This window comes from Streptomyces sp. MP131-18 (assembly GCF_001984575.1).
Taxonomy (GTDB): domain Bacteria; phylum Actinomycetota; class Actinomycetes; order Streptomycetales; family Streptomycetaceae; genus Streptomyces; species Streptomyces johnsoniae.
The window spans coordinates 4,319,679-4,333,243 of record NZ_LZNS01000001.1; the positions used below are offsets into that span (position 1 = coordinate 4,319,679).

General features: G+C 69.5%; 11 protein-coding genes and 1 pseudogene. 4 read left to right on the plus strand and 8 right to left on the minus strand.

What is annotated here, in order from left to right; genetic code table 11:
• Together STBA_RS19465 and STBA_RS19470 are read left to right on the plus strand one after the other, a co-directional pair.
• Positions 1-364: pseudogene (locus STBA_RS19465) on the plus strand (hypothetical protein); the annotation flags it as partial.
• 5 nt (positions 365-369) lie between these two features.
• Entirely contained in the window at positions 370-864 is a 495-nt protein-coding gene (locus STBA_RS19470) for a hypothetical protein (RefSeq protein WP_077060476.1), read from the plus strand.
• 254 nt (positions 865-1,118) lie between these two features.
• Here STBA_RS19470 and STBA_RS37860 read toward each other — a convergent pair whose 3' ends face one another.
• On the minus strand, positions 1,119-1,751 hold the full coding sequence (locus tag STBA_RS37860) for a restriction endonuclease (RefSeq protein WP_171987735.1): 633 nt from the start codon (positions 1,749-1,751) through the stop codon (positions 1,119-1,121).
• Positions 1,752-2,395: 644 nt separating this feature from the next.
• Here STBA_RS37860 and STBA_RS19480 point away from each other — a divergent pair.
• A complete protein-coding gene (locus tag STBA_RS19480) occupies positions 2,396-3,013 on the plus strand; it encodes a hypothetical protein (RefSeq protein ID WP_077060478.1) in 618 nt (205 codons plus the stop codon).
• A gap of 78 nt (positions 3,014-3,091) precedes the next feature.
• Here the strand turns inward: STBA_RS19480 and STBA_RS19485 are convergent, their stop codons facing one another.
• The 3 genes from STBA_RS19485 to STBA_RS36630 form a co-directional block, all read right to left on the minus strand.
• Complete coding sequence (locus STBA_RS19485) at positions 3,092-5,245, minus strand: hypothetical protein (RefSeq protein WP_077060479.1); 2,154 nt, start codon at positions 5,243-5,245, stop codon at positions 3,092-3,094.
• A gap of 144 nt (positions 5,246-5,389) precedes the next feature.
• Positions 5,390-6,679 carry a hypothetical protein gene (locus STBA_RS19490; protein WP_077060480.1) on the minus strand — a complete coding sequence of 430 codons (1,290 nt, stop codon included), beginning with the start codon at positions 6,677-6,679 and terminating at the stop codon, positions 5,390-5,392.
• Between the two features lie 684 nt (positions 6,680-7,363).
• A complete protein-coding gene (locus tag STBA_RS36630) occupies positions 7,364-8,431 on the minus strand; it encodes an SMP-30/gluconolactonase/LRE family protein (protein WP_171987736.1) in 1,068 nt (355 codons plus the stop codon).
• 262 nt (positions 8,432-8,693) lie between these two features.
• Between STBA_RS36630 and STBA_RS19500 the strand changes: the two genes are divergently transcribed.
• Positions 8,694-9,200, plus strand: a complete 507-nt coding sequence (locus STBA_RS19500) for a GNAT family N-acetyltransferase (RefSeq protein WP_077060482.1) — start codon at positions 8,694-8,696, stop codon at positions 9,198-9,200.
• 242 nt (positions 9,201-9,442) lie between these two features.
• Here STBA_RS19500 and STBA_RS19505 read toward each other — a convergent pair whose 3' ends face one another.
• From STBA_RS19505 to STBA_RS19520, 4 genes are all read right to left on the minus strand, one after another.
• Entirely contained in the window at positions 9,443-10,447 is a 1,005-nt protein-coding gene (locus tag STBA_RS19505; RefSeq protein ID WP_143659529.1) for a hypothetical protein, read from the minus strand.
• Positions 10,448-10,513: 66 nt separating this feature from the next.
• Positions 10,514-11,170: a hypothetical protein gene (locus STBA_RS19510; RefSeq protein ID WP_143659530.1), complete on the minus strand. Its 657-nt coding sequence runs from the start codon at positions 11,168-11,170 to the stop codon at positions 10,514-10,516.
• 353 nt (positions 11,171-11,523) lie between these two features.
• On the minus strand, positions 11,524-12,333 hold the full coding sequence (locus tag STBA_RS19515) for an SAM-dependent methyltransferase (RefSeq protein ID WP_077060485.1): 810 nt from the start codon (positions 12,331-12,333) through the stop codon (positions 11,524-11,526).
• Between the two features lie 134 nt (positions 12,334-12,467).
• Positions 12,468-13,547 (minus strand): NUDIX hydrolase, encoded by a 1,080-nt coding sequence (locus STBA_RS19520; RefSeq protein WP_077060486.1) that lies wholly within the window; start codon positions 13,545-13,547, stop codon positions 12,468-12,470.
• Positions 13,548-13,565: the final 18 nt, after the last annotated feature.

The following is a 13,565-nucleotide window of genomic DNA, read 5'->3' on the forward strand; positions in this document are numbered from 1 at the left end:
AGGAACCGTGTTCCGCATCGCCGTCGACTGCTACCCCGGCGAGCCCGAGCGCAGCAACGCCCTGTACCGCGCCCACCCGTTGACCTGGGACGAACTGGACCTCGCCGCGCACTGTGGCACCGAACCGATGACCTGGACGGTCAAGCACGACCGCGATGCCTTCAAGGAGGTCTGGCTGGAGTTCGCCAACCCACGGGCCCGCTTCCCTCTCTACCCCAGCCAGGCCGCGGAGATCACTTACTCCTACAGCGTCAGCTCCGAGAAGTGGGGCCCCGGCCCGGGGCCGTGCGCCTGTGCGCCCCCGGAACACAACGCTGCGCTGACAGCACGGTGTTGTCAGCGTGGTGCTGTGTCGGGAAGGTAAGGAGCATGACGAACACCGACAAGCCGCTTCGTCCGCCCCGGCCGGTCCCGTACGTGATGGACGAGGACCAGGCCGGGCTGCTCGCCCGACTCTCCGAGGACTACGCCGACGCCCTCCCTGGGGTTCGGGACCGTACGCCGGAGGCATCGGTGCCCGTGCTGCTGCACACGGTCCACGCCCACCAGTTCCGCCGCCTGCTGGCGTCTGACCCGCGCTGGCGGGAGACCGCCGACGTCACGGAGGTGCCCGAGGACCGCGCGGAGGACATCGCCGCCGCGCTCGCGCTGCTCCAGGTCGCCCGCGCCGACCTGGAGGGCCTGGAGGGTGCCTTGCTGCTCGTGGCCCGCTCGACCAGCACCCGCACCGGCAAGCCCCTGCTGACGTTCAAGAAGATCGCCGCCGCGCTCGGCGTCGAGTCCGAACAGGCCGCTCAGGGCCGCTACCGGCGCAAGGTGGGCAATCTCAACGGCTCCGACTCCGGTATCGACGGCACCCCGTAGGGGCTGGCGGTCGGCTCAGGAGCCGGCCTCGCGCGGGGTGTTGCCGTACGCGGACCGCATTCTGCACGCGTGGCAGTACGCGCCGCCGGTTCTGGATGCTTCCGGGCTCGAGGAGTACACCCGGCTCAGCGGGCTCTCGGCCGACGAGGCCCGGGACTGGGTCTGGCGGGAGGCGGTCAGGGAGTGGGAGGGCGAGCAGCTCACCGACGATGAGCACGCCGAATTCAATGAGGTTGAACGCCCCATGAGCCTAGCTAGCCGCGACGATCATAGTCGCCGCGGTCACCGGGGAGACCTGGTATTGAGGTGGCTGCTAGGGGGCCCACCTGCGCAGCCGCGCGGCGCCCGTCCGCTGGGTGACGCAGGGGTGTGGGGACGCGTTCCAACAGCTCCCAGAGCGATCGACCGGAGGCCCACTGGGTGAGCACGTCCCGGCCGACCAGGTGGACACCGAGCCTCTTGGCCGAAAGGACGGCATTTCTGGTGAACCTGCCGTTGGTCACTACCATCGCGAACGTGGCCTTGTGCACCTCGCTGGCCGTGCCCTTCAGTTCCCGGACGACCCGGACATCGATCGCCTCGCCCTTCGTTCCGTCTCGGCGGTGTTTGCACTGCACAGCCCAGATCCGGCTGTCGAGATCAACGGCACGGACGTCGCACACGTCGTCGTTGGCTCCGCCGACGCGCTCTGCCGTGAGGCCGTCGCGTCGTAGCAGGTCCCGTATGGCGAACTCGAACTCCGCGTGATCCAAGTCGTCGAGGTCGTCGAGTGACATCTCGGCCCGCGGTTGGCCCGCACGGGCGGCATCCCACTCGTCGCGGTCGACGTGCCGCCGGGCCCACACGGCGAACGTGAGGAGCACCGGCACGCCGGCAACGTCGACCACCGTCCCATACGGCGAGGGCCACCAGCCCGTCCACCGCCCCGCGAGTAGGGCGAAGAGGCACCCGGTGAGCGCGACCAGGCACCATCCCGAGCCCCGGTACACCGCCCGCCACGCCAGCATTCGGACGTGGCGGACCCGGTCAACGGTCCCACGTTGCTTCACTTCAGCCTGGCGGTCTGAGCGAACACGGTGGCTATGGGATGTGAAGGTGGCTGAACTGGTAGAGCGAGTGCCGGTCTGTGGCGGGTCCTGGCTTGAGCTGGCGGCCATCAAGACTGCAGGCCGCCCCTTCGAGTATCGGCGCCATCGGGCCTGCTCCCGAGCCTGGCCGCCGACGCGCTGCGCCATGGCGATCCCCCTTCCGGTGGTGGACAACGACAGCAACATCCCACGGGGAATGACAGCACGCGCCACTGACCTGGGTGGCACAAAGTCGGAGCCCGACCGCCGGATTCTGCCAGTCGCTGACGCATGGGAAACGCGCCGCATGCCCAACCCAGCCACTGCCGCCGGTTCGTCGCTGGCCGGTACCCGCCTTGGCTGTGGATCCTTCAGTTCCACGTCTGCCGCTGCCGTCGGCTTCGTAGGCTGGACCAGCCCGTGGTCGTTCGCTGTCCGCGTCCTGGATACGAGAGGGATTGCCCATGACACCCCCTGAGCTCTCCACAGCGGAGACGCCTCCCCAGACGATCTGGGAGTGCTGTCTGGTATGGGCGGACTTGCTGATCAACCTCCATGTGGATGCGCTGGAGCAGTCCCGCCAAGACCGGCTCTCCGAGGAGGACACCGCCCTGTTCGCTGGCGTGGATCGCCCCCTGGTGTCGCTTCTGATCGCGGCGGCATTGCACGAGCGCGTCCGTCGGCTGGAGCTGTCCTTCACCGACGCCGTGTTCGTGCCGATCGCGGCTCCCCAGGAGGAGGGCGTCAGTGGCACGTTGCGACGATCGCCGTACAACGCGCTCGTCCTCAGTCCTGATCTCGAAAACCAAGGGCGTCCGTCCCGCGTGCTGTTGTTGAAGAACGCGCTCGCTTCCCATCCGGACGACCGACTGCTGTGGGATCGCGTCCGTACGGCTGCCTTGACCGTCGTGGATGCCATCGCGGCAAGCACTCGGGCGCGGCACACCGGCCCGCGCCACCCGGCCGCTTGCGCCGATGGCCCGTACTGGGAGCGTGGCATCACGATCGGGGATGTGCTCCTCGGGGAACAGGATCGGCGCCAGCTCGAAGGGCTCGCCGAGATTTGGGGTGATGAGCACTGAGCGGTGGCAACAGGCTCTGCGGATTCCGGGCTGCCTGCTGGGATGATCGTGTGCTCGCCGTGCGGGTGGTCGGGGTGTTCACAGGGGGATGCGGTTCAGCGAGTGCGGGCCGAGGAGGTGTTCGAGGCCGAGCGTCAGGGCGGGTTCTCGGCGGTCGCCGAGCACGCTGGCTGTGTGTTCGGTGCGCAGGTGGCGCCACAGCCGGGCTACGGGGTCGTCGGGGGCCTTGAGGTCGTGGCCGAGTGCCTGGAGCCGTGCGCCCCAGCGTTGCGGGACTTCCGCTGGTTCTTCGGCGGGGTTGTCGGCATTGTGCGGAGACCAGAGGGTGAGTACTTCGTTCTTCTCGATCTGGTCGACGCTGGTGTTGGCTTCGTGGGCAAGGATGTACAGGGCGAGTGTCAGGGCGGCGCAGCCGTCCGAGAGGCGGCCGTCTCCGACGCGGTAGTCCTCGTAACGGCTGGCTACCTTCAGGGTGCGGCCCCAGGCCGCCTGCCACAGGTGTGGGCCGCCTTCTTGCTGCCAGGTCCTCAGACGGGCGCCGACCGGCTCGCGGGAGGGCGCCCACCTGTCGCTTTCCTCCTTCAGGTCGTCCAGGAGGGAGCGCACGGTATCGGCCAGTCGCCGGCCGTCGTCGCTGTCGTGGACGGCTGGCGTGGACAGGGCGTCCTGGGCTTTGAGGAGGAGAAGGGTGAGCGCGCGTCCGCCGTGGCGGTCGGGCAGCCGTGGCTGAAGTGCCGCCGTGAGGGCCTGCGTCAGGTCTTCGGCGGCGGGGTCGATGGCCTCGGCCAGTGCGACGTCCTCGTCGTCCGGTCCCCGGTACCAGCTGTTGGCTCGCGACCGGTGGTTGTCTTCCTGGTACTTGGCGAGTTGGGGGATGAGGTGGCGGGCGGCGTAGGCGGGGTCAGCCTCGCAGAGGATGAGGCGCTTGAGCACTCGCCGTCCCAGGTCGTCGGGCCGGCTGTCGGTCGGCGACATCACCGTGACGCCGCAGCCGCAGTGCAGGGTAAGGGGATCGCCCCAGCGCCCTTCGACAAGGAACGGGCCGTGGCTGCCGCAGGCCGGACAGGCCAACGCCTCCAGCCCCGTCGTGTGCTCGTAGTCCGGATGGGAGATCGTGGAGTCCTCGGCGATGGCGTCGTTGAAGCGATCGATGTCGGCGTCGTACCGCTCCCACACGATCCGGTCGACGTTGATCTGCCAGATGTGGTCGGCGGGGAACCCCGCCGGGGCGCCCTCGACGGGCTCCTCCTCGCGGATGCCGATGCGGGGCAGGGCCACGCGCCGCCCCTCGGCTGTGGTGGGTGCGGCGACGGGGGCTCGTGTGCTGTCGGTCAGGGCTGGGATCCGGTGGGCGAGCGTGCACGCGTGGTCGGTCTCGCGCAGGCCGTGGGGACAGTTCTCGACGTGGAGCATGATCGTGTGCCGGGCGTAGGAGCACAGGTCGGAGAGGAATTGCGGCTCGCTGCGGGCGAGGCGTTTGACGGGACCGGTGATGCTGTCGTTCTCCGGGGGTGCCGCGAACGCCTTCAGGATGTCGCCGACCTCGGGCGGCTCTTGGAGTAGAGGCAGTGCGCGGGCGAAGACGAGATCTTGGAGCTGTTCCGCAGGGACGTCGTCCTGGCGGGCCTGGTGGTGGAGCACGGCACCGAGCAGCAGCGCCAGGGCGGGGATTCCGTTGCCCGGCAGTCTGGCTTCCCGCTGTCGTCCGGACGACCACTTCCGCCAGGTCTCGGAGAAGTGCCGCCCGTCCATCGGCGCGGCCGCGAAGCACCACTCCACCAGGAGCGCGCTGATCGCGCAGCACAGCTCGGCCAGCGTTTGTGATTCATCGCGCCCGAACGTGTTGGCCACCTTCAGCTGGCCGACGAGCATCTCGATGGCATCCCGGGCCGCCGCCCTCCGCTGCGCGGTCGTCAGCTGCTCGCACACCGCGGTCAGGGGTTCGGCCGCGGTAGCGGCCCGCACCAGGTGCTTGAGCTCCGGCATGGCCGGACCGGACCGGTCGTCATCATCCGTGAAGAACCCGGGGAGCTCGCCGCGGTGGAGCCGCAGCGCGGCCAGGCGGGCGACTTCCACCAGGCGCGCCACACTGGCCGGGGCATCGGCGATCTCGTCCAGGAACCGGTCCACGCATTCCGTGCAGTCCCTGATCGCCGCCGCTGCCAGGGCGCCGAGCAGCGGTTCGTTGACCGCGTGCCCATCGGTGGTGGTGGGACCACCAGGCAGTGGCACCGCCCCATGCTCGTGAGCTGCCATTGCAGGCCCCCTCTGGCTCATCTCAACATCCCCCGGTCACACAGAGCTTGCTGTCGGTACGGAGTGGGTTACGGGTGTCAGCCTTTCACAGCAGCCACGCCGGCATTCCTTCCCCGCTCCTCACGCCGTCTGCTCCGGCCCGGAGCCCAGAGCCCTTCCATCTGGCGGTTCCGCGTGGTCAGCACTGCCCGGCGCGCGCCCGCGGTAGCGCAGCAGCAGCCAGGAACCCACCAGGAGCGCCCCGGAGAAACCGAGCAAGGCTGCTCCCTGGCCGAGGATCAGGCCCATCCGCTCGCTGACCGGCAGAGCATCACCACCGGATGCCTGCGGGAGAAGCAGGTGGGTGATCAGCGCCATGGCCGCAGCAGCGACAATGGCCGTGCAGATGAGTGGTGTCGTCGCCAGCCTCAGTCTCGCTCGGGCCCGGCGGTAGGAACGCGCCCGCTCTATCCACTGCCGTTCAACACCAGCCCGCTGCTTGGCGAGCTGGCGGGCTTCCTGGATCGCTTCGCGTTTGGCGAGGTGCTGCTCGTGGATCTCGCGGAGGTTCCTGGGTTCGCGCTGTGCGGGCAGGAGCGCGAGAGCCAGATCCATCGCCTCCAGGGCCGCGTCGTGCTCGCCGCACAGGGACAGCCCGGAAGCGAGCCGGAAGACGAAGAGGTGGTTCTCGGGCCACTGGGTGGCCGCCTCGCGGGCACGGTCACGCAGAAGCTCGGCCTGGCCGTCGAACGGCACGGCGGCAGCGAGTGCGTGCAGGCACACATCGGTCGTCGGCATGGAGCGCGGACCGGAGTACCAGGCGTGATTGAGCAGATCGGTGGCGTACTCCACGGTGAGGCTGCGGCTGCCGAAGGCCGCGAACGCCCGCAGTGCGGTGAAGACCGGCTCGGCGCGGCGCGGGCCGGCCGCCAGCACGAGCGGCGAGGACTCGAGGAAGTGGTGCAGGTCGTCGAAACGGAGGCCCGCGCGGAGTTTCCCGGCGTGATACAGGGCGGCGAAGGAGGCGACGTCGGCCGAGCCACCGAGCTCAAGGCGGGCCTCGGCGATCTCGGCTGCGGATTCCACGCTGTCGCGGGTGATGACGGCGTAGCCCAGCGCCCAGGACTGCTCCACCTGCGCCCGGTGTGCGTGCCCGGTACCGTCCTCTGCTTCGCGCAGGTGTCTGTCGAGCCAGGCGGCGCACGCCGCGGCGGTGCGGACGGAGGGCTGACGAAGGAGCCGCACTCGCCAGTACCGGTCGGCGCAGAGTAGATACGGGTCAGCGGCGAAGTCCGCCGACCTGACGTCGAAGGGCGGTTCCTTCCCGGCGTCCAGCAACAGATGGGCCACGTCCGTGCACACACGGTCCAGCTCGCGCCAGTCCCCCGTGGCGACCTGGCTGAGGGGCGCGATCAGCCCGTTACCTTCCATACTCTGCTGCTTATCACAGGTGGGACGTGGAGCAGGCGGAGTTTAGGTAATCCTGGGCCCTCACCCGCGCGCTGCGGAGCGCTTCGCCGTCGTGGGCGGACCAGCCCCTCCCACTCCCGCCCGCCGGCGCGCCCTGTCGTGCGGCTTCGCCCTGGTCGACCTGATGTACAAGACGCCGTGGGAGATTCCAGGCGGCGCGGTGGAGGAGAACGAGAGCCCTTGCGAGGGCGCGGGCCGGTAAGCGAAGGAGGAACTCGGCGTCGTCCGCCTGCTGGGACAGCTGCTGGCCGTGGACTGGTCGGGCCCGGCCGGGACGTAGTGAGGGCATCGCGCACGTCTACGACGGCAGGCTGCTGGCGCCGCAGGACATCGCGGGCATCCAGCTGCCGTCTGCTTGATGATCTGGGCGGGTTGGAGTTCGTCGAGCTGGCACGGGTGGGCGAAGGGCTGATCGAGCTGCTGGCCCGCCGGGTTCAGGTGGCGGTGGCCGCCCGCCGCGAGGGGCGGACGGCGGAACTGCACAACGGCGTCCCCATCGATAGACATCGGTGTGGGCGCGGCCCACCCGGAGGCACGCAGCAGCGGCGGTTTCGTAACATGTTCGCCGAGGCGTCACCTAAGGCCTCCGGGGGCGTTGGCCGCTCAGGCTCAGGCTCAGGCTCAGGCTCAGGCTCAGGCTCAGGCTCAGGGGCGGAAGAGCGGAAGTGCTGGCTCACCGACCTGTGCGCGCAGCACAACCTGGTTCTCTGGTGGGCCGCCGAAGTAGGCCTGGTTCGTGACCAAGATCGAGTGGCCGGGGGTGAACGCTACGCTGGCTGGGGCGTCGAACGGGATATCCGCGGGCTGGCACGACGGATGGCTGGCGCTCTCGTCCGTACTGATCCGTTCGATCTCACGACCGTGCTTGTCCAGTACCAGCAGGGAGTTGTGGTTGGGGAGGGCAAGGGCGGCATACACCCGGCCAGACCGGCCGATAGCGAACCCGTCGATTCCTTCTCCTGGCTCGTCACCCTCCCAGAACAGCCCGAGCCGGCCGGGGCCCCCGTCCGGCTGGATAGGCAGTGTGTAGATACGGCCAGTGCCCTCGAAGATGTCCTCCGGATCGCTGACGTTGTGCAAGGACTGAGCGAACATCAGCGTGCGACCGTGGTCGACGAACCGGATGCCGTTCGGGCCAAAGACCGATTCCAACCGAGGGTCGGTGAACCACACCTCCGCTGCGCCACCGCCGGGCGGTATCCGCCAGATCAGCCCCTGCTCGATGTCCGTCACGTACAGCGTTCCGTTCGGGGCGAACGCCAGGTCGTCAGCGAACGCCGGACGATCCCCGGAGGTCGCTGAGCAGTTGGTCACTGGTCGACCAGCGGCGCAAGGGGGTACGTCGGCGAAGGTGGCGTAGCTGCGCTGGCGGCCGGTGCGCGGGTCGAGCGTTACGACGCGTGCGGGGTTCCGGTCCAGCAGATAGAGCAGCCCTTCACCGTCCAGGGCCATGCCGACCAGACCTTGGCCCTGCGGGGCTTGGCCTCGGATGACGTAGGTGTGCTTGAGTCGACCATGCCGGTCATAGGCGAAGACGCGTGACGGGCTGTGGGGTCCGCCGTCTATGGCCTGATGCGTGCCGACGTAGACGGTGCCGTCACGCTCAACCGCGATGCCTTCCGGATGGCCCGGGTACGGCACGGCGGCGAAGACGTCGACTGGGGTGCGGCTGTGCGAGGGCGAGCCGTGGGCGGCCAGCACCGGGACCGTCAAGGCAAGGAGTAGGGCTCCGGCGAGTGCGAGAAGGCGGGCGACGGGGCGTGGCAAAGTCATGAGCAGCCTCAAACATGTGTTCGGTTCTTCCGTTCACCGTAAGGCGATGTACGCGGCGCCCAGGGGCGGGGCGTGCCGACGAATGACGGCACTGGAGTTGACGGCCCACTGCTGGCGGGCTGCGGCAAGGCGCTGAACCCCGAAGATTCACCCCGAGAAACCGGGTGCCGCCGCTGTGCATGTTTCGCTACGGTTGCCTGCTGTGCCGCAGCTGACTGTGCCCGTGGTGAATGTGTGCCGGTCGTATCTCCGGGCGATCGAGGAGTATCAACGCGAGGGCGGTTACCCGGACTTCGACGATCTCGATGTGGGTGAGCCGAAAGCCTTCGCGGACTACGTCGCCCGGCTCCGGGACGACCCCCGCCGGAAGGTTGAGCCGTGGATGGCGCCGATGACGCTGTTGTGGTGGGTCGAGGGAGCTGAGTATCTGGGTCGGGTCTCGATCTGGCACTGGCTGGCCGGACCGCTGGCCGAGGCGGGGCATATCGGCTACGACGTGCGCCCTTCCGCTCGCGGACGGGGCCTCGCGACGCCGATGCTGGCCGCGGCGCTGCCCCATGCCACCCGGCTTGGCATTGATCCGGCCCTGGTGACGCCGCGCGTCACCAACGTGGCCAGCCGGAGAGTGATCGAGAACAACGGCGGACAGCTCGTGGAGGAACGGGAGGGCCGACTGTACTTCCACCTTCCTACCGCGGGCGGCAGTTGACGGCTGGCCCGGTCTGGTTGGCGAGCGCACTCTCTTGTGCCGCCCAACTCGGAATCAGCCCGGCGCCGATGCCCCGTGCACGCCTGTAGTACCGCCAGGCGGCGCGTGATCGAAGAACACTGGCGCATTCTGGCTGCGCGGCGATCGGTTGCGCTTCCGGTTTCCGGCCACCGGCGGCGGCCTGCATGACTTGGGCCCGCAGGACTACGGCTTCTGTCGCGTGCCTCGCCACCTCTTGGTTCTCACGAGGGCAGGTGGTGGTCCTGGTACCAGGTGAAGTCCAGATCCGCGCCGGGCAGGCTGCTGCTGCGGCGGGCCAGTAGGACCGGGTGGGTGGCGGTGCGTTTCGTGGGCGGGAACGTGCTGCCTCGTTCGTCCTTGACGCGGGACAGGCGCTCCTGCTGGGAGTGGCCGGCGAGGACTTCGCCGGCGAGGCGGCACCAGAGCTGCCAGTGCTGGTTGCTGGCGGCCTCCAGACGCGTGATGTCGGACAGCCGTAGCCGCCCTCCGTCGTTCCCCAACCCGAGCGGGCGGACACCGCGCAGCCGTGCTGCTCGGTCGCCCTCCAACTCGGCCATGGCCGCTTCGAGCGACAGCTTCCCGAAGTCGTGCTGTTCCTCCTGCCAGGCGGCCTCGTGGAGCGCCAGCGCGAGGACCACCTGGGTCATGTGGGCGTCCAGGGCGGATCCACCGGCCGGCGGATACAGGTGCTCGTAGATCTCTCCGTCGTGCGGCAGGCTCCACGCCAGCAGGCCGCGGGCCCAGCCCATCGCGACGACCAGGGGCGGGGTGTGCTGACGAACGACGGCGCTGGAGTTGATGGCCCACCAGGTGTAGGGGTCGTCGATCTCGGGATCCGGAGTGGGGTCGTCCTGAAGTGCCCTGCTGTCTCCGTCCATGTCCGGCACCAGAATGACCGCCACCCGGTGCCGGTCCGGTGTGGTCATCGTCTCGCCGTGGAGTTTGAGGTGATGCATCTGCCGGATCTGGGATGCCGAGAAGACGTCGTCGGCGAGCCACGCTCGCCCGCAGGCGTCGGCAGGGGGACAGATGGCGACCGTCACGTCATCCAGCGCTTCCAGGGTCAGTCCTGTCGAGGTGCCGCATTCCGGGCAGGCCACTGTCCGCTGCCACTCCTCACCGGCGAACGGATCATAAGCAGGGCGCTGAAGGGATCCGGTGACGGTCAGGCATACCCTGCCCCAGCCGGTCCGCTGCCGGTGGTCGCGCTCGGCAGCCTCAGCCATCGTCGGTCCGGGACGTATGGGTCGCGGCCACGTCCGCCCCGAGGCATCGAAATGCTCTGGCGGCCATCAGCTACGTGTCCCTTCGCTCGTTCCGTCATCCCGTGCGTGCCGAGCCGGACGGTCGGCGACCCGCCAGACAGCCAGGAGGGTCCTGGCTTGGTCCGCGGGGAGCAGGGCAGTGACGCGGTCACCGAGTCGGGGCTGGACCGCACCGGTGGTGTGCTGATTCAGGATGTACTTCAGCAACTCCGCAGGGGCTCCCTCGGCCGGCAGCAAGGCTCCGAGCGCTCTGTCAAGGTGCCGGGCCGCGATGTCCCGCGCGAGCCCAGCGATCTGCCATCGCACGAGGATCGCGTCAGCGCCGTTCTGCATGGCCTGCAGCTCCTCCAGTGTGCTGTCGGGGGCGGCGGCCATCGAGGCGGCCCGGTCCAGCATCTCCTGCTGTGGGCCCGGGAGCTCCTCCGCGAGGCGGTCGAGGACCGGAGTCAGCGGGACTCGGTAGAGACACGCCCCGTCGGGTGCATCGTGGCCCTCGGCATGGGCCACGTCACCCAGGGCCGCGGCCACCATCGCTCGGACCAGCGGCTCGCGCTCCGCGGGAGTGTCGGTCCAGTCTTCGGGGTGGTGTTCGCGGTGCCAGCGCACGAGGTCGGTCGCCCACGCGGTGCACGCCGTCCACACGTCGTCGAACACTTGCAAGGCGGCGGGCGTAGGAGAGCTCATCGGCAGGCCCCGCAGGCATCGGTCGCGGCCACGGCGAAGGAGATCATCGCGCCCCTGTCCTGGTCAAAGGCTCCCGGCACTCTGATCCCCTCCCCAAGCAGCTGGTCCGCGTTGGGAGACTAGCGGAACGAGCGGTCGGTCGGACGGTTCGGTCATCGGTTTCCTCCGTCAGCCGATGCGGCCAGAGGTCTGGCAGGGGTGAGGGGGCCGGGCCCAGTCGATGGGCGAGAGCGGTTCATGGCGTCAGCGCATACCGGGTTCGCCCGCTCTCTACGCCTCCAAGCTCCCGGCGGACCGGTGTCGATGGCCTGCGGTGACCGGGATATTCCGCGTCGGTCCCCCAGCGGCCGTCGTCACGGCATTCGCGCGACGCCTCCGAAGTCGTCGATCTCGACGGATTCGTTCGTGAGAGGCGACAGTTCGGGGCGCCAGCGGGTGATGGATACCAGGCCGGGGTCCAGCAGGTCCAGCCCCTCGAAGAAGCGGTGGAGTTGCTGCGGGCTTCGGTTGATCCGCGGGTTGTCGCTGGAGGAGTTCCACTGGTGGATCATCGCGCGCATGGCCTCAGGGTTGATGACCTCGGTGTCGTCGCACAGCACCAGGTAGCTGCCGGACGGGAGTGCGTTCATCAGGCGGTCCACGATGGTGTAAGCGGTGTCGTCGGTGATGTGGGCCGTGATGCCCAGCAGCATCAGCGCGATCGGGCGGGTGAAGTCCAGAGTCTTCGAGGCCTCGGTCAGGATGGTGTCCGGGTGGTGGATGTCCGCGTCGATGTAGTCGGTGGCGCCCTGGGGGGCGGAAGCCAGCAGGGCCCGGGCGTGCGCGAGGACAAGCGGGTCGTTGTCGACGTAGACGACGCGGGATTCCGGTGCCTCCCGCTGGGCGAGCTCGTGGGTGTTGTCGACTGCCGGGAGACCCGTGCCGATGTCGAGGAACTGCCGGATGCCCACCTCACGGGTCAGGAAGCGCACGGCGCGGGCCAGGAAGTACCGCTGCTCGCGGGCGATGGTGATGATCCCGGGATTCTGCCCGCTGATGATGTCGCCGACCTCCCGGTCGGCGGAATAGTTCTCCTTGCCGCCGAGCCAGTAGTTCCATATTCGTGCCGAGTGGGGCACGGTGGTGTCGATCCCGGACATGGCGTCTTCCCTGTTCGCGTCCATGCTTGTCCTCCTCGATGTGCCTGATGGTTCGGCCAGCAGTCTGACGGGTGGGCCGTGCCATGAGGACCCGGTCCGCGGTGGTTCAGTTGTAGAGGGTGACCTTCCCGGTGGTGGGGCCTGGTGTTCCATCAGCGTCACACCGGACCTCCGGCGGCGGGCAGTTCGGTGATGGGGCCGGGCGCCGGGGTGGGGATGCCCCAGTATTGGGCGGCGGTGCCGGCGGCGAGGGCAGCCTGCTGGAAGCCCTGGTCGCCCCAGCCGAGCAGGGCGGCGGCCTGGTCCGGGCTGGCCAGGAGCCGGGCGAAGGTCCGGCCGGTCGCCGGATCGACCGCGGCCGGGCCGATCTCGGTCACCGGGGCGGCCAGCCGGAGCCGGGCGCACGGGCCGATCCCCCCGTAGATCTCTCCCGTCTCGTCGTAGACCCAGCCCAGCCCGGTCGGTGCGCCGATGCGCAGTGCCGCCTCTTCGTATGCCTCCCGTTCCAACGCGGCCTCGGGCGAGGTGTCCGTGGCCTCGATCCTGCCGCCCGGCAGCATCGCCAGCGGCTCGTCCGGATCGACGACGAGCACCACACGGCCATCGGGCACGAACAGCCAGCCCCAGGCGTGGGGCACCGGCAGGTCGGCCGGGACCCGCCCCGGGTGCCAGGGCCGCATCGTCCGGGGCCGGGTGTGCACGCCGTGGCGCTCGAGCGCCGGCAGCGTTCCGTGGTGGCGGCTCTCGGCCAGATACGCGGTGCCGCTGCCGCCCAGCCGGGCTCGCAGCGCCGCCAGCATGAGCCGGGCGTCGGCCGGCAGCAGCCGGGAGGCGGCCGTGGCGGAGTCCACGAAGGCGTACTCGGACAGCTCGTCCTTCGGGAGCTGGATGGCGTCGATGTCCTGCTCGGTCAGCACACCGGCGTCGAAGACGTGGCGGCTCTCGCCCGGGAAGAAGGGCACCATTCCCGCCGGGATGGCCGGGTGGCCCGGCCCGAGCCAGCAGACCGCGAGGAGCGCGCCCGGCCCGCGGTCCAGGCGCAGTTCCTCACGCACCTCCCGGTGGCACGCCTCGTGCGGGCTCTCGCCCGGCTCGGCGGCGCCGCCCGGCAGCAGCCAGCGGCCGTCGCTGTGGTAGGTCGGCTTGACCAGCAGGACCCGGCCGAGGCTGTCGGTGAACAGCGCCGCGGCGCTCAGCCACGCCGCGTGCCGGGATCGCGCGTACTCGGCATCCGGCATCCGCGGCATTCCCTCTGG

Coding starts and splice junctions, on each gene's coding strand:
- STBA_RS19490 (WP_077060480.1), bottom strand. CDS start 6,679: ATGGAAGGTAACGGGCTGATCGCGCCCCTCAGCCAGGTCGCCACGGGG.
- STBA_RS19470 (WP_077060476.1), top strand. CDS start 370: ATGACGAACACCGACAAGCCGCTTCGTCCGCCCCGGCCGGTCCCGTAC.
- STBA_RS19515 (WP_077060485.1), bottom strand. CDS start 12,333: ATGGACGCGAACAGGGAAGACGCCATGTCCGGGATCGACACCACCGTG.
- STBA_RS19480 (WP_077060478.1), top strand. CDS start 2,396: ATGACACCCCCTGAGCTCTCCACAGCGGAGACGCCTCCCCAGACGATC.
- STBA_RS19505 (WP_143659529.1), bottom strand. CDS start 10,447: ATGGCTGAGGCTGCCGAGCGCGACCACCGGCAGCGGACCGGCTGGGGC.
- STBA_RS19510 (WP_143659530.1), bottom strand. CDS start 11,170: ATGAGCTCTCCTACGCCCGCCGCCTTGCAAGTGTTCGACGACGTGTGG.
- STBA_RS19520 (WP_077060486.1), bottom strand. CDS start 13,547: ATGCCGGATGCCGAGTACGCGCGATCCCGGCACGCGGCGTGGCTGAGC.